A 15,074-nucleotide genomic window follows, 5' to 3' on the forward strand; every position below is an offset into this window, starting at 1 on the left:
GACATAGGTCTCGATCCCCGGCGTCGACAGGCCGCCGGCCTGGGAGAGCAGGTCGAGGATACGGTCGCCGCCCTCGTTGAGTTCGATCTTGGCGGGATCGTTGACATCGCCCAGCACGGCGACCTGGGCCGACTTGGTGGAGATCTTGGAAATGACCACCTGCGGCTCGATCGCGCGGTTCTGCAGGCGTTTCTGGATGTCGCTCTGCACGGCCTCGACGCTGCGGCCGGCGACCGGGATGCGTCCGGCATAGGGGATGGTGATGGTGCCGTCCTTGCCCACGGTCTGGTTGGGCATGGTCACGTAATTGCCCGGCCTGGAGCCGGCATCGGCGGGCACGAACAGGCCGCCGGACTGGCTTTCGAAAATGGAAACCTGGATGACGTCGCCGGGGCCGAGCGGGAGATTGGGGGCGGGGCCGCGGCCGGCGCCGAAGCCGCGGAAGCTGTCGGCCGTGGTGATCGACTGCAGAAGAGCCAGGACGGTCTTGTTGATGTCGACAAGCGCGTAATCGACGCCGGCGCGACGGTCCTTGTTCGGCGAGCTGACCTTGACCGATGCCTGCGCCTCGACCCGGCCAAAGGAGGGGCCGGCCGTCGGCGTCGACGTGCAGCCGGACAGGGTCAGAGCGGAGACCGCCGCCAGAAGAAGCGCCTTTCGCATGAGTGTATCACCTTCCATCAGAGGTCCCGTATTGCCTTGAACTGCCTCATGTCCAATCTTGCTGATAGCAACCCATGGGGCCGCCTTCCCGTCGCTTCCGGCGGTATCGACGCCCTCGGCCGATGCAACAGCATCGCTCTGCGGACTTCTCCTAGAGCATCTGAGTGAAAATCAGACGCAGTCTGATGCTCCATGATTTTCTTTTTGCATCGAATTTCTCCGAAAAAACCGGTTCCCACGTTTTTGTCCGATGCTGTGCGTTTTGTCCGCTCCGATGGAATCAGGTCGGCGCGTCTCAAGGCCGTTTACTTGAAGCATAAGATTTGAAGCATAATCGTAGCGATCTTCGTTTCACGCCGGTCGGATAATGTCCTAAAGCGCGTCGCGATCTTTCACATTCGCTTCCCGCGCTTTCAGTTTTTGTTTTGCCGCAAGCCGTTATCGCGAAACCGGCAGCCAGTTTTGCGCGATATCGTTGATATCCTCGGGTGGCGTGGATTTTCAGTCTGACGCTCCACAGCATCAGCCGGGATACAAAACCAGATCAGATGCTCCCGATCTCCGGCGTTCCATCGGATCCTGCCGAAAGGGGATTGCCGACCTGCCGCACGATGAACGCGCCTGCGCGCGCGCCGCTGCTGTCGATAGCGATGCTGCTACGGTCGCGTTTTAGTTCCTGATAGGCCTGCGCCCCGGCGATAATCATCACCGACCACAAGACAGTCGATAAAACACTGGCCAGAAAAAGAGAGCGACATCGAAGGGTCATGTGCCGAGCTGTGTGAAAGTTTCTCCTTGAGACCTTCTATCGGTTGCCGCTTACGAAGAGGTTCGCGGCCATGGGGACATGCTTGTCTTCGATGCGGAATGATGAGACTTTCCTTAAAATTGTCGTAATATGGTAAATATTTCCTTAACACACTGCACGCGGTCGTTGCGCATCTTAGTTGCAGTCCGTTGGGCGGGGCCCGATTGGCGTGACTTTTGAACGCCTTGCCGCCTGATGATGCAGTAAATGATCGTATCGACGAGAGCGATCGCCTGAGATGGTTTGTCGGTGATCAGGTCGGCACCGGCTGCTTGAAGAACCCGATTGTCTCGTTAGGACAAGGCCGGGTCTGACCGCGATCACCAATCAGGCCTGGAGCATCGAACCGAAAAGAGGTTGCCCCTGGAACCGGTTGTCGGCAGCTTGCCCCAAGCGTAGGCGCCCGCGGTTGCGGCCGATCCGGTCGCAACCGCTCTGCTCCGGCGCCGAAGCGCCGGCTGTCGAATCAAGCCTTCAAGGCGCGCTCCAGCAGGCGGGAAAGGCGCTCGGCGAAGGCGCGGGGGTCGGCCGGCTTGTCGCCATCGAGCACGCGAGCCTGGTCGAGCAGCAGCCGGGCCGCATCCTCGCGCAGCGCCGCCCTGTCCTCGCCGATCGCGGCGAGCGTCGCGATCAAGGGATGGGCGGGATTGACTTCGAGGATCGGTTTGGCCGTTTCCTGCAGCCGGCCCGCGCCCTGCAGGATCTTCTCCAGCTGGCGGTCATAGCCATCCTCCGGCGCCACGAGGCAGACCGCGCTTTCGGTCAGCCGGTCGGATGCCCTGACGTCGCTCACCTCCTGCGCCAGGATTGTCTTCGCCAAGCCGATGAAGCCGTCGGCGGCGGCGGTCTTGTCAACATCCTTGTCGGCGCCTTCCGCGCTGTCGGGCAGCGGGAAGCGCTTGAGATCAGCCGCCCCTTGTGTGATCGAGCGGAAGCTTTTCTCCTTGAAGCTCGGCGCGTTCATCGCCCAGAAGCTGTCGACGGAATCGGTGAGCAGCAGCACCTCGATGCCGCGCGCCCGGAAGCCCTCGAGCTGCGGCGAGGCCTTGATCTGGTCGAGCTGGGCGCCGCTGATGTAGTAGATCGCGTCCTGCCCTTCCTTGGCGTCCTTGACGTAATCCTCCAGCGTGCGCAGGCCCTCGCCGGAGGCGGTGGTCTTGAACAGGGAAAGCGCCAGCAGCTGCTCACGCCGCTCGAAATCCTCGTAAATGCCTTCCTTGATCACCCCGCCAAAGGTGGACCACAGGGTTTCGTAATCGCTGCGGGCATTGGCGAGCTGCTTTTCCAGCGCCTGGAGCACGCGGTTGGTCACGCCCTTCTTGATGACCTGCAGCACCGGGCTTTCCTGGATCATCTCGCGCGAGAGGTTGAGCGGCAGGTCGGCGGTGTCGACCAGGCCGCGTACGAAGCGCAGATAGCGCGGCAGGATGTCGGCATCGTCGGTGATGAAGACGCGCTTCACATAGAGCTTCATCCGGCCCTTGCGGTCGGGATCGAAGAGATCGAAGGGCGCGACGGTCGGTACGAAGGCGAGCGCGGTATATTCCACCCGGCCTTCAGCGCGGTAATGCAGCGTCAGCGCCGGCGTGTCGTACTGGCCGGACAAGCCGCGATAGAAGTCGTTATAATCGTCCTGCGAAATCTCGCTGCGGCTCCTTGTCCACAGCGCCGTGCCGTCCGTCAGCCGTTTCGGCTCCTCGCCGGGCTTCTCGACCAACTCGATCGGCACCGGCACATGGCCGGACTGGGCCTTGATGATGCGCTCCACCGTCCAGCGGCTGGCATAGGTCTTGGCCTCTTCCATCAGCTGCAGGGTAATGCGCGTGCCGCGCGCGGGCGCGTCCGAAAGCTCTGCCGGGCGGATGTCGAAGCTGCCCTTGCCGTCGGAGGACCAGATCCAGGCCTCGTCCGTGCCGGCGCGCCGCGAGATCACGTCCACCCGGTCGGCCACCATGAAGCAGGAATAGAAGCCGACACCGAACTGGCCGATCAGCTGGGCGGTGTCGCCCTCGCTCTTGCCGCCCTCGCTCTCGCGCTCCTCGGCCGCGCGCGCGGGCTTGCCGCTCTGCAGCCGCTCCATGAAGGCGCGCGTGCCGGAGCGGGCGATGGTGCCCAGTGCATCGATCAGCTCGGCGCGGCTCATGCCGATGCCATTGTCTTCGAGCGTCAGCCGGCGGCCCTCTTCGTCCAGCGTCAGCCGGATGCGGCTTTCACCGTCCCCGGCGTTGAGGCCCGGCGTGGTGATCGCCTCGTAACGCAGCTTTTCGCAGGCATCGGCGGCATTGGAGATCAGTTCGCGCAGGAAGACGTCCTTATCGGAATAAACCGAATGGACCATCATATGCAGCAGGCGGGAGACATCGGCTTCAAAGCTGTGATGTTCGCCCGACATGTCCGCCGTCGACGTTTCTGCGGTCGCTGTGGTCATCGCTGAAATCTCTCCTTGTCCTTGCATGTTGGTCTGTGCATGTCGCAAATTGCGTCCGTCAGGTGGCAAGGGCGAAGGCGAAAATCAAGAGAGAGGCCGCGTGTTCAAGCACGGGTCGCGACCAGGAAGAAGCGCGGAAAGCGCAGGAGCCGCCGGCCATCGCTGCGCAGGGGATAGGCGGCATCGATCCGTGCCGCGTAATCCTTGAGAAATGCCTGGCTGTGGTGTTCCCCGGCTGCCTGGAGATAGGGGCGCAGCCCCGTGCCCTTCACCCATTCGACGATTGCCGCGGCATCGGTCATGGGGTGCTGGTAGATCGTGTGCCAGAGATCGAGGCGGCGCGTGAGCGGCGACAGACGGTCGTAATAGGTCTCGGCGGCGGGAAGCGGCGGGCGCTGCAGGCCCCTACATCTCTCCGCCCATGGACCGGCCTTGGCCGCTTCCTCCATCATCCGGTGCGAGGGCTCGTCGAGATTGTCGGGCATCTGCACAGCGAGCACGCCGCCCGAGGGCAGGGCTTCGAGCAGCCGGGCGAGAATGTCGAGATGGCCGGGCAGCCACTGGAACACCGCATTGGCATAGAGCAGATCGGTTTCGGGTGCCGGCGCCCATTGGGCAAGATCGGCCTGGACGAAAGGGGTCTCGGGCAGCCGCCGGCGGGCCGCGGCCAGCATGTCCGCGTCGCCATCCAGTCCGCTCACCGCGGCAAGGCCGAAGCGCTCCACCAGAAGCTCCGTGGAATTGCCGGGGCCGCAGCCGAGATCGACGATATGGCGGGCGGTTTCGAGCGGCACCTGCGCCAGAAGATCGCGCGCCGGCCGCGTGCGTTCATCCTCGAAGCGGAGATATTGGGCGGCAGACCAGGCCATGGAACGTCCTCCTTGTGGTGCGCGGCCGGGGCCCGGCCGAGTGCGCGGGCCGCCGGGGGCGCTCAAGCATCGGAGCGAAAAGGGGCGACCGAAAGGCGGTCCCCGCGTCTCGCTCGCAGGCTCAAGGCAAGCCATAGGCCGATTCGCGCGCGCCGTCGCCGGGCTTCGTCAGCCGTCCGGCACGCCGCCGGCTGCCACAAGCGCTTGCGGCGTATCGACATCGAGATGGGCCGCAGGGCCAAGTTCGACCGCAAGCACGGGGATGTCCGTGGCCGCGATGATGCGGCGCGCGCCTTCGTCGCCCGTCAGCGCCGCGAGCGCCGGAAACAGGCTGCGCGGCAGGATCACCGGATTGCCCGGCCGTCCTTCGCTGGTCGCGCGCACGATCGCCTGAGTCCCGGCCTGCTCGAATCGTGTAATCAACAGGTCGAGATCATCATGGGTCAGGCCCGGCATGTCCGCCAGCATCACCAGAATGCCTTTCGGCGCGTCCATCCGCATGCTGCCGGCTGTCGTCAGTGTGCTGAGGTGCCGCACGCCGAGCGCCAGAGAGCTTCCCATGCCTTGGGCATGATCCGGATTGTGGAGAAGGCGAAGGGACAGGCCGGCAAGTGCGGCTTCGATGGCCTGCGCACGGTCGCCCGTGACCACGGTCACCTCCCGGGCGCGGCTGGCAAGGGCGATCGCCGCCATCCGCCGCACCAGCGGCACGCCGCCGAACCGGGCCAGCAGCTTGTTCGGCCCGCCCATGCGCCGGCTGGCCCCGGCCGCAAGGAGGAGCAGCGCGACAGAGGAGGGCCTTGTCCTGTTCAGAGACATTTCATTTGCCGAATGGGGGTCTCGCTCCAGGATCGTCTCTCCGCTTGGCATGGGGAAGGGCGTGTACGGTTCTGCCAGGATATAGGGCAGGACCGGCGCGGCGTCGCGCGGAGCACTCCGCTTTTGCAATCCCGCGATCGGAGGCGTTGACCCCTGCGAGAGAGGGCAGACCTCTCCGCCATTTCCTGCCCGAAAAAGGGATGCCTCCACGCGAAAAAGCCGGCGGCGCCTTTAGGCACCACCGGCTTCTCATCATCGGGTCTTTGCGAAAAGCGGTTTCCGCTTTTCGGTCCGAGGCCCTTTAATGTCAGGCGGCCTTCTGGCCCTTCTTCTGGCCCTTGTCATTGGCCGAGCCTTCGGCCAGCTGGGTCAGGGCCTCGTCCGTGGCGGATTCTTCCTGAAGGGTGGCGTCGAGCAGTTCGACGGCTTCGTTCATGCCGAGCTTCTGCGCCCACGCCTTCAGCGTGCCATAGCGCGCGATTTCATAGTGCTCGACAGCCTGGGCAGAGGAGATCAGGCCGGCATCGATGGCGGCCGTACCCTTGTAGTCCTCGATGATTTCCTCGCCCTCGGCGATGATGCCCTGGATGGCTTCGCAGGTCTTGCCGCGGGCCGGCTTGCCGACCAGTTCGAAGACCTGCTGCAGCCGTTCGATCTGGCCTTCGGTTTCTTCCTTGTGCTTCTGGAAGGCGGCCTTCAACTCTTCGGACTGGGCGGCGCGCGCCATCTTCGGCAGGGCACGAGCGATCTGGCGCTCGGCGAAGTAGATGTCCTTGAGCGTGTCGATGAAGAGGTCGTTCAGGGTCTTTTCGGTAGCCATTCTCGTTCTCCTTGGAATTTGTTTGTCAGGGAATTCGGGTTCTCCGCTTGTCCCTTTGGTCTGCGCTAGAGGGTGATGCTTGGGCGGTTAAGGCGTGAGGCGGGGGCCGGCACAGATTGGCAGCTGCGTTGTCCGCCTGGCTGCCGCCCTGTGTCACGACCGGCCGCGCGGGTCAGAACCAGGAACGGCGCCGAGAGTTGCGTGGGTCCATCTCAGAAAGACGATGAAAAAGATCCTGGGAGGCGTCGTGCAGCTGTGCACCCATCTGGCGGGGCGGGCGGGCGATCAGATAGACCGCAAGGCTCGCCAGTCCTGCCAGCGCAGCCGTGGCATAGGGGCGCTCCATCGCCTTTTCCCGCACGATCTGTCCGGCTTCTCCAACCTTTTCGCCGGCGCGGCTGGCGGCGGCCTTCGACAGGCGTCCCAGCGTGGCGGTGATATTGGCAAGCTCCTGGCGCATGGCGGCCAGATCGGCCTCGTGACACGAGCGGCCTTCGCCTTCGATCACGGTGAGCGCTTTCGAGCGTGTGCCAGCGTCAAAGGGGGCCCTGCTTGTCGCCTGGTCAGCCTCATCCTTCGACTCGTCCTTGCCGATATCATTGCCGGAAGCGGGTATGTCGGCTTTGGCATCCTGTCGCGAGGTTCGCGAGAGGTTCTCGATGGTCTCGCGTGCTGCGTCGTCGCGGCGATCGATGGCCTCAAGGGCATCATCGACAAACGGGGTGCCGTCCATGGGCACCACGCCTTTGGGTACGGGCTGACCGATCTCCGTCATGGGGGGTCTCCTTCATGATCTCGCAGGAATGGGGTGCGTTTGCTTTCCCATCCCAAATGAGCGGGACCCTAAGATGTTCCCTCTGCCGGTGGAGACGGCAGGCACGATCGCGATCGTGCGGCAGGGCGGCGCTGCCAAGGTCGCATGACGGAACCTAACATCGGGGCAGGGGTTAGCATTCCACAGCCTCAAACCGACGATGGAAGGATCTCCGCATGGACAAGTCGAGACAGATAGAGGGCGCCGACGCGGATCTGCGCGGTCAGGACCCTGCGGAAGGCGCGCGCGACATTATCGACCACGAGCTTGCGCGCTCGCAGGGCGAGAGCGACGATCAGACGGAGAAGGGCGCCTCGGATAAGAAGAGCTTGGAAAAGGATAGTGGCGGCAAAGCGAACGACACACCCCATCCCGCCGGTCCGCATGCCCGCCCCGATCTGACGGACAAGAGCCGCACGCCCGGCGCGGGAACGCTGGCCGAAGACAGCCCCGATACCGATCCCGGCGCCGGTTGACGCCAGTCAGACACCGTCGGCCGCAGGATATCTGAACGCAGAACGCCGCGCTTGCCTTGAGCAAGCGCAGCGTTGTCATGTGAGCTCGATGGCGAAAAGCCTCAGGCGGCCTGATCCAGCGTCTTGGCGCCGGTCATCAGGGCCACGGCGTCGGACATGCTGTAGTCCTTCGGCTTGATCACCGCCAGGCGACGGCCCAGGCGATGGATGTGGATCCGGTCGGCGACCTCGAACACATGCGGCATGTTGTGCGAGATCAGGACGATCGGGATGCCCCGGGCGCGCACGCTCTGGATCAGCTCCAGAACCTTGCGCGATTCCTTGACGCCGAGTGCAGCCGTCGGCTCGTCGAGAATGATGACCTTCGAGCCGAAAGCCGCCGCGCGGGCCACGGCCACGCCCTGGCGCTGGCCGCCAGACAGCGTTTCCACTGCCTGGTTGATGTTCTGAATGGTCATCAGGCCGAGCTCGGAGAGCTTTTCGCGGGCAATGCGTTCCATCGCCTTGTGGTCGAGCTTGCGCAGCACCTTGCCCATGAAGCCGCCGGCGCGGATCTCGCGGCCGAGGAACATGTTGTCGGCGATCGAGAGCGCCGGCGACAGGGCGAGCGTCTGGTAGACGGTCTCGATGCCGTTCTGGCGCGCATCCATCGGCGAGGAGAAGCTGACCGGCTTGCCGTTCATGCGGATCTCGCCTTCGTCCGGCCGGATGGCGCCGGAGAGCGCCTTGATCAGCGAGGACTTGCCGGCGCCGTTGTCGCCGATGACCGCCAGGATCTCGCCCGGCATCAGGTCGAAATCGGCATTGTTGAGGGCGGTGACGCGGCCATAGCGCTTGACGAGGCCACGCGCGGTAAGAATGGGTTCCTGTGCCATCAGCGAGCTGCCTTTCTGATCCACTGATCCACGGCGACCGCGACGATGATCAGGACGCCGATGAGAAGATAGGTCCACTGCACATCGGTGCCGAGCAGGCGCAGGCCGAGCGCGAAGACGCCGACGATGAGCGCGCCGAACAGCATGCCGAGCACTGAGCCGCGGCCGCCGAAGAGCGAGATGCCGCCGATCACCACGGCGGTGATCGACTCGATGTTGGCGAACTGGCCGGCGGTCGGAGAAACCGAACCGATGCGGCCGATCAGCGCCCAGCCAGCCAGCGCGCAGATGAGGCCGGACAGCGCATAGACCGAGGTGAGCATGCGCGCGACATTGACGCCGGCCAGTTCCGCTGCATCCGGATCGTCTCCGACGGCATAGAGATGGCGGCCCCAGGCGGTGTGGTTCATCACGTACCACAGCGCTGCGACGAGCAGCACCATGGCGACGACGCCATAGGTGAAGACCGCGCCGCCCAGGCGGATATTATTGCCGAAAAACTGCAGGATCGGCGCTTCGGCCTGGAGCTGCTGCGAGGGAATGGTCTCGTTCGCCGAATAGAGGAAGTTCGAGGCCAGTACGATCTGCCACATGCCGAGCGTGACGATGAAGGGCGGCAGCTTCATGCGCGAGACGAGAATGCCGTTGATGAAGCCGCAGAAGGCGCCGACGATGAAGCCGCAGAGGATGGCGATCTCAGGCGGGAAGCCGTAGCGGAAGGTGAACTGGCCCATGATGACCGAGGAGAGCACCATGATGGCGCCGACCGACAGGTCGATGCCGGCGGTCATGATCACCAGCGATTGCGCCGCGCCGACGATGCCGGTGATGGCGACCTGCTGCAGGATCAGGGACAGCGAGAAGGCCGAAAAGAACTTCGAGCCGAGCAGCGCGCCGAACACGGTGACCGAGACGACGAGCACGATCAGCGAAACCGCCGAAGGGCTGGTGTGCAGGAAATGCTGAAGTTTCTGGATCGGGGTCCGCTTGACTTCGAAGGAGGCGACCTCTTTCGAGCTGTCCTTAATGACCTTTTCATAATCGTGATGCGGCACGGCGGCCGTCGGCTCGCTCATCGTCATCCTCCGCTTTTGGTTTTCAAGAAATTCGATCCGGTCGCGCGATCTGCCGCGTCTGCTCCGGTGTTCATCCGAGCCTCACGCTTGCTCCGGCGAAAAGGCCGGCAGCGTTCGCATCGAGGTTCGGGCAGGTTCGGGCATCAGCTCCTGATGGACGAGATCGACCCGCAACCTCGCGGCCATGCGAGGGACGATCCGCCTTGCGTCTGGCGCAGGAGAGAGCGAAGGGTTCGCTGGTCACGCCTGCGTCACAGCCAAGCCAGAGCCGGAGCCCGGGTCTGATCTGAAGACCCGGGATCCGCAAAATTCGCAAGCAGAAGCGCCCTCAGGCGCTGCCGCCGATCAGCCCCAGCACTTGGCGAGGCCTTCCTTGGTGTCGATCGACTTCACGCCGGCAGCCGGCTTGTCGGTAACGAGCGTCACGCCCGTGTCGAAGAAGTCCTTGCCGTCGGTTGCCTTCGGCTTTTCGCCGGTTTCGGCGAACTTCTTGATCGCTTCCACGCCGAGCGCGGCCATCTGCAGCGGGTACTGCTGCGAGGTCGCGCCGATGGCGCCGGCCTTGACGTTCTTCACGCCGGGGCAGCCGCCGTCGACGGAGACGATCAGCACGTCCTTCTCGCGGCCAACGGCCTTGAGCGCCTCATAGGCACCGGCAGCGGCCGGCTCGTTGATCGTGTGGACGACGTTGATGGTCGGATCCTTCTGGAGAAGGTTTTCCATGGCCTGACGGCCACCTTCCTCGTTGCCGTTGGTGATGTCGTGGCCGACGATGCGCGGATCGGTCTCGTCGCCGATCTTCTTCGGATCCTTGGGGTCGATGCCGAAGCCGATCATGAAGCCCTGGTCGCGCAGAACGTCGACGGAGGGCTGGGCGGGCGTCAGGTCGAGGAAGGCCACGCGGGCATCCTTGGCGCCGGCACCCATGGTTTCCTTGGCCCACTGGCCGATCAGCTTGCCGGCGAGCAGGTTGTCGGTGGCGAAGGTCATGTCAGCGGCGTTGATCGGATCGAGCGGGGTGTCGAGCGCAATCACGAGCAGGCCGGCCTTGCGGGCCTTCTCGATGGTGGGAACGATGCCCTTGGTGTCCGAAGCGGTGATCAGGATGCCCTTCGCGCCGTCGGCGATGCAGGTCTCGATTGCCGCGACCTGGCTTTCGCTGTCGCCGTCGATCTTGCCGGCATAGGACTTCAGCGTCACGCCGAGTTCCTTGGCCTTCGCGGTCGCGCCTTCCTTCATCTTGACGAAGAAGGGGTTGGTGTCCGTCTTGGTGATCAGGCAGGCCGTCGGCTGCGCGGCAGCGGCCGGCGTTGCGAAAGCAGCGGCCGACAGAGCAAGTGCGCTCATGGCGGTGTACAGCGCAAAATTCTTCATGGATCTCCTCCCAGAGACAAGGTGCGATAGAGCGGATGGAAAGGGCACGGTTTCGAGCTCGAAGTCTCCTCTTTGGATCGAGCAACCTCCCCGAAGCCGATGCCTTACAGTTCCGATTAACAGCAGAACCGCTGCGCTTGTCAATAAATAAATCGAGTTGAATTATTTATCGATGGGGGATATTGGTTTGGCCTGACGTGGCTGAGTGGGAGGAGCCGACCATGTCGTCCCAGATCGACGATCCGGTCGCCGCCACCGGAAGACAAGGCGGCAGTTCAGCAGTGTTCGACCCGGCGGGCGGCGCCAACCAGATCCGCGTGCGCGCTTATAACGAGCGGCTCGTGCTGTCGCTGGTGCGGCTGCATGGCGAGCTGTCCAAGGCGGAGATCGCCCGGCGCACTGGTCTTTCGGCGCAGACCGTGTCCGTGATCATGCGCGCGCTGGAAGGCGAAGGCCTTCTGCTGCGCGGTCCGGCCGTGCGCGGACGCGTGGGCCAGCCGTCCATTCCCATGCGGCTCAATCCCGATGCCGTGCTCTCCTTCGGCGTCAAGATCGGCCGGCGCAGCGCCGATCTCGTCCTCATGGATTTCGTCGGCACGATCCGCCAGAAGCTGCGCCAGACCTATGCCTATCCCCAGCCGGAGGTGATTGCGGATTTCGTCCAGTCGGCGATCGAGGCGATGGAAACGGGGCTGGACGATCGCCAGCGCCGCAGCATCGCCGGCGTCGGCATCGCCGCGCCGTTTGAATTGTGGAACTGGGCCCATGAGGTCGGCGCGCCCGATGGCGCCATGGAGTGCTGGCGCCATGTCGACCTGCAGCTCATGATCAGCCAGCGGCTCGACCATCCGGTCTATCTGCAGAACGACGCGACGGCGGCCTGCGGCGCCGAGCTGGTCTTCGGCGTCGGCCCCGCTTATCCCGATTTCGTCTATTTCTTCATCGGCTCCTTCCTCGGCGGCGGCGTCGTCATCAATTCCGCGGTTTTTTCCGGCCGAACCGGTACGGCCGGCGCGCTCGGCCCCTTGCCCGTGCGCGGGCCGAAGGGCGAGAACCGCCAGCTTCTCGAAGTCGCCTCGATCTTCGTCCTGGAAAAGATGCTGCGCGCGGAGGGCATCGACCCGGAGCCGCTCTGGTACTCGGCCGATGACTGGATCGACTTTGGCGCGCCGATGACGGCCTGGATCAACGAGGCCGGCAAGGCGCTGGCCCAGGCCGTGGTCGCGGCGGCGTCCGTCATCGATTTCAGCGCCGCCGTCATCGATGGCGGCTTTCCGGCCTGGGTGCGCAAGCGCCTGGTCGAAGCCACCATTCAGGAAACCGTGCGTCTCGACCTTCAGGGCGTGCTTCTGCCCGAAATCGTCGAAGGCGCGGTCGGCCCTCATGCCCGCGCGATCGGCGGCGCCAGCCTGCCGATCTTCTCGCGCTATCTCATCGATACCAATGTCTTGTTCAAGGATCCTATCTGATGCTGAAAGGTCTTAACCCGCTTCTGAGCCCCGAGCTGCTCGCCACGCTGCGCGCCATGGGCCATGGCGACGAAATCGCCGTGGTCGACGGCAATTATCCGGGGCTGGAACATGCCCGGCGGCTGATCCGTCTCGACGGCCATGCGCTGGTGCCGGTCATCGACGCCATTCTCAGCGTCATGCCGATCGACGACTTCGTGCCCGAAGCGATCTTCCGCTCCACCGTCAAGCAGGATCGCGACCTCCTGGACCCTGTGCACGAAGAGATGATCGCCTGCTGCGCCCGACACGAGCCGAACCAGCCCGTCGTGCCGCTGATCGGCGAGGCCTTCTACGGCCGCGTCAAGGCCGCCCATACCATCGTCCAGACGGGCGAACCCCGGCTTTACGCCAACATGATCCTGCGCAAGGGCGTCATCTATCCCTGATCGAGTCCCTTGAGCGCACAGACGTGCTCATCAGAAAAATGCCGGCAGGACTTGGGGTAAGAACCCCGTCCTGCCGGCCTTTCTGCCTATCTGGGCCGTCCAGCCTCGTTTGCCATTGGCCTGCAGCCGCCTTCGGGCTACGGGAAGCAAGAGCATCGGCCCCGAAACCGGATCAGACCTTGGCGGTCTGCCCGGCTTCTGACAGCGTTGCATAGCGGGTGGTGACCCCGTGCAGATTGTCCGCCAGCCAGGCCGCCATGGCCTCTTCTTCCTTCAGATTGGCCTGGAGCACACCGAGCGCGGCCGTATAGCCGCCGAGCTCGGCCAGCGTGATCAGTGATTTATAGGCGGCGATCTCGAAATTCTCGAAAGCGTAATTGGCGAAGGAGTTCTTCAGGATCTCGTCGCCGGCCATGCTGTGACCGAGCGCCGCCATGCTGCCCGACAGCGAAAGCGCCATGTCCTTGAGTGTGGAGTGATCCTCGCCGAGCTCGCTGAGCACACCTTCGAGCCGGTCGATCTGGCCCTCCGTTTCCTGCTGATGCTCTTCCAGCCGCCGGGCCACCTCGGGATAGTTCTCGATGCGCTTCAGCTGCGGTTTGATGATGGACAGAGCCTGGTTTTCCATGGCGTGCGCATTGCGCAGGCCGGTGATGAACAGGTCGCGCCGGGTATCGGTCGTGGACATGCAAGCTCCTCTTGAGGCATCTGGCCGAAAAGGCGGGGGCCGTTTCGGATGACGCTATGCGAAAAAATGGCGAGACTGTCGGACATATCGACAGCCTCAATCTGGCCGATCCGCTTTGCGAACGGCCATGGCGACAGAACGGCAGGGCGAAGAGTCTCTTGGGTCTCCGCCCGGAATCCCGCTCTGATTTCTGGTTTGGCCAGGAAAAACGGGCCGGGGTGCCTGACGCACCGGTTCCCGAACAAGCCTTCCGCCGCAAAGTTGCACGTTCTTTCGCATCAACGGCGCGCACGCTTTTGCGGTGACGATTCGCCGTGTTTTCTTGAAGGGAGAATTCAGACGGGGAAATTTTGATGGAGGAATTTTGAGCGGGAACTTTTACCCTCGAGCCCTGTTTGGCGTCTCGTCCTGCCACGCGTTTTGATCGCCTCCGTTGCGGTCAGGGGCGCTGCGTCGGGCCTCGTCACCCTGCCGTCCGGCGGATCGATTTTCGGAGCATGCTCATGAACCAGTCCCCTTCCGCCGCATCCCCTGCCGTCGCGCTGGTCACAGGGGCCGGTTCGGGCATCGGTCGCGCAGCGGCCATTGCCCTGTCGGCCGAAGGCGTGCGCGTCGGGGTGCTCGGCCGCACACGCGACGAGCTGGAGGACACGGTCAGCGCCATTCTGGCACGCGGCGGGCGGGCGGTGGCGCTGGTCGCCGACGTCTCCGACGAAGCGCAGATGCGCGCGGCGATCGGGGAGCTTGTCTCGGCATTTGGCAAGCTCGACATCGTCGTCGCCAATGCCGGCATCAACGGCGTCTGGGCGCCGATCGACGATCTGACGCCGGAGGAATGGGACAAGACCATCGCCGTCAATCTGCGCGGCACCTATCTTACCCTCCATCTGAGCGTTCCCCACCTCAAGCAGGCCGGCGGCGGGTCGATCACCGTCGTCTCCTCCATCAACGGCACGCGCACCTTCACCACGCCGGGCGCCACGGCCTATAGCGTGACCAAGGCGGGACAGGTGGCCATGGTGCAGCAGCTTTCGCTGGAGCTGGCGCGCTATCGCATCCGCGTCAACGCGGTCTGCCCCGGCGCGATCGCCACCCGCATCGACGACAACACCGCTCAGCGCGGCGTGGAGGAAACGGCCATTCCGGTGGAGTGGCCGGAGGGCGAGGTGCCCATCACCGGCGGCAAGCCGGGGCGCGCCGAGGACGTGGCCGATGTCATCGCCTTCCTCTCCTCCGACCGCGCGGCGCATGTGACCGGCACGCCGGTCTGGATCGATGGCGGGCAGGGCCTGCTGCGGTAGCGCGTCAGGCCGAAATGAGCTGCGGGATGGTCGCTCCGGCCCGCGCGCCCGCATGCAGGTCGCTCCTGCCCAGGCCCGATCCCTCCCGGCGCGCGGCGTGGCGGATTCTCGGCATTCTCGTGAATTTCTTCATTAGAGTGATGCCAGCGCCATGCAAGATACGACT

15 protein-coding genes are annotated in these 15,074 nt (G+C 64.2%); 4 read left to right on the top strand and 11 right to left on the bottom strand.

The window, feature by feature from the left end; genetic code table 11:
- The 7 genes from BJF92_RS23955 to BJF92_RS23985 form a co-directional block, all read right to left on the bottom strand.
- The coding region (locus BJF92_RS23955; RefSeq protein ID WP_143524190.1) for a polysaccharide biosynthesis/export family protein at positions 1 to 663 on the bottom strand (663 nt) is incomplete at its 3' end.
- Between the two features lie 544 nt (positions 664 to 1,207).
- Positions 1,208 to 1,432: a hypothetical protein gene (locus BJF92_RS23960; RefSeq protein ID WP_075637288.1), complete on the bottom strand. Its 225-nt coding sequence runs from the start codon at positions 1,430 to 1,432 to the stop codon at positions 1,208 to 1,210.
- Between the two features lie 505 nt (positions 1,433 to 1,937).
- Positions 1,938 to 3,899: a molecular chaperone HtpG gene (gene htpG, locus BJF92_RS23965; RefSeq protein ID WP_075637289.1), complete on the bottom strand. Its 1,962-nt coding sequence runs from the start codon at positions 3,897 to 3,899 to the stop codon at positions 1,938 to 1,940.
- Positions 3,900 to 4,003: 104 nt separating this feature from the next.
- Positions 4,004 to 4,768 carry a trans-aconitate 2-methyltransferase gene (gene tam, locus BJF92_RS23970; protein ID WP_075637290.1) on the bottom strand — a complete coding sequence of 255 codons (765 nt, stop codon included), beginning with the start codon at positions 4,766 to 4,768 and terminating at the stop codon, positions 4,004 to 4,006.
- Between the two features lie 168 nt (positions 4,769 to 4,936).
- Positions 4,937 to 5,587 carry a nucleotidyltransferase family protein gene (locus BJF92_RS23975; protein WP_075637291.1) on the bottom strand — a complete coding sequence of 217 codons (651 nt, stop codon included), beginning with the start codon at positions 5,585 to 5,587 and terminating at the stop codon, positions 4,937 to 4,939.
- Between the two features lie 307 nt (positions 5,588 to 5,894).
- Positions 5,895 to 6,407 (bottom strand): YciE/YciF ferroxidase family protein, encoded by a 513-nt coding sequence (locus tag BJF92_RS23980; protein ID WP_075637292.1) that lies wholly within the window; start codon positions 6,405 to 6,407, stop codon positions 5,895 to 5,897.
- A 172-nt stretch (positions 6,408 to 6,579) separates the two neighbouring features.
- Positions 6,580 to 7,182: a hypothetical protein gene (locus BJF92_RS23985; protein WP_075637293.1), complete on the bottom strand. Its 603-nt coding sequence runs from the start codon at positions 7,180 to 7,182 to the stop codon at positions 6,580 to 6,582.
- A 215-nt stretch (positions 7,183 to 7,397) separates the two neighbouring features.
- On the opposite strand from BJF92_RS23985, the gene BJF92_RS23990 reads away from it, so the two are divergent.
- Positions 7,398 to 7,697, top strand: a complete 300-nt coding sequence (locus BJF92_RS23990) for a hypothetical protein (RefSeq protein ID WP_075637294.1) — start codon at positions 7,398 to 7,400, stop codon at positions 7,695 to 7,697.
- Positions 7,698 to 7,798: 101 nt separating this feature from the next.
- On the opposite strand, the gene BJF92_RS23995 is transcribed toward BJF92_RS23990, so the two are convergent.
- From BJF92_RS23995 to BJF92_RS24005, 3 genes are all read right to left on the bottom strand, one after another.
- The gene (locus BJF92_RS23995) at positions 7,799 to 8,572 is read right to left on the bottom strand and encodes an ATP-binding cassette domain-containing protein (protein WP_075637295.1); all 774 of its coding nucleotides are present in this window, start codon (positions 8,570 to 8,572) and stop codon (positions 7,799 to 7,801) included.
- Positions 8,572 to 9,648: an ABC transporter permease gene (locus BJF92_RS24000; RefSeq protein ID WP_075637296.1), complete on the bottom strand. Its 1,077-nt coding sequence runs from the start codon at positions 9,646 to 9,648 to the stop codon at positions 8,572 to 8,574. The genes BJF92_RS23995 and BJF92_RS24000 overlap by 1 nt, the downstream gene beginning before the upstream one ends.
- Positions 9,649 to 9,993: 345 nt before the next feature.
- Positions 9,994 to 11,022: a sugar ABC transporter substrate-binding protein gene (locus BJF92_RS24005; protein WP_075637297.1), complete on the bottom strand. Its 1,029-nt coding sequence runs from the start codon at positions 11,020 to 11,022 to the stop codon at positions 9,994 to 9,996.
- 221 nt (positions 11,023 to 11,243) lie between these two features.
- Here BJF92_RS24005 and BJF92_RS24010 point away from each other — a divergent pair, with 221 nt between their 5' ends.
- Together BJF92_RS24010 and BJF92_RS24015 are read left to right on the top strand one after the other, a co-directional pair.
- Positions 11,244 to 12,491: an ROK family transcriptional regulator gene (locus BJF92_RS24010; RefSeq protein WP_075637298.1), complete on the top strand. Its 1,248-nt coding sequence runs from the start codon at positions 11,244 to 11,246 to the stop codon at positions 12,489 to 12,491.
- Positions 12,491 to 12,919: an RbsD/FucU family protein gene (locus BJF92_RS24015; protein ID WP_075637299.1), complete on the top strand. Its 429-nt coding sequence runs from the start codon at positions 12,491 to 12,493 to the stop codon at positions 12,917 to 12,919. The genes BJF92_RS24010 and BJF92_RS24015 overlap by 1 nt, the downstream gene beginning before the upstream one ends.
- Before the next feature lie 172 nt (positions 12,920 to 13,091).
- Here the strand turns inward: BJF92_RS24015 and BJF92_RS24020 are convergent, their stop codons facing one another.
- A complete protein-coding gene (locus BJF92_RS24020) occupies positions 13,092 to 13,607 on the bottom strand; it encodes a ferritin-like domain-containing protein (protein ID WP_075637300.1) in 516 nt (171 codons plus the stop codon).
- A 503-nt stretch (positions 13,608 to 14,110) separates the two neighbouring features.
- Here BJF92_RS24020 and BJF92_RS24025 point away from each other — a divergent pair.
- On the top strand, positions 14,111 to 14,908 hold the full coding sequence (locus BJF92_RS24025; protein ID WP_075637392.1) for an SDR family oxidoreductase: 798 nt from the start codon (positions 14,111 to 14,113) through the stop codon (positions 14,906 to 14,908).
- The last annotated feature ends 166 nt before the right edge of the window (positions 14,909 to 15,074 follow it).

Origin of the sequence: Xaviernesmea rhizosphaerae (genome assembly GCF_001938945.1) — a bacterium.
Lineage (GTDB): Bacteria > Pseudomonadota > Alphaproteobacteria > Rhizobiales > Rhizobiaceae > Xaviernesmea > Xaviernesmea rhizosphaerae.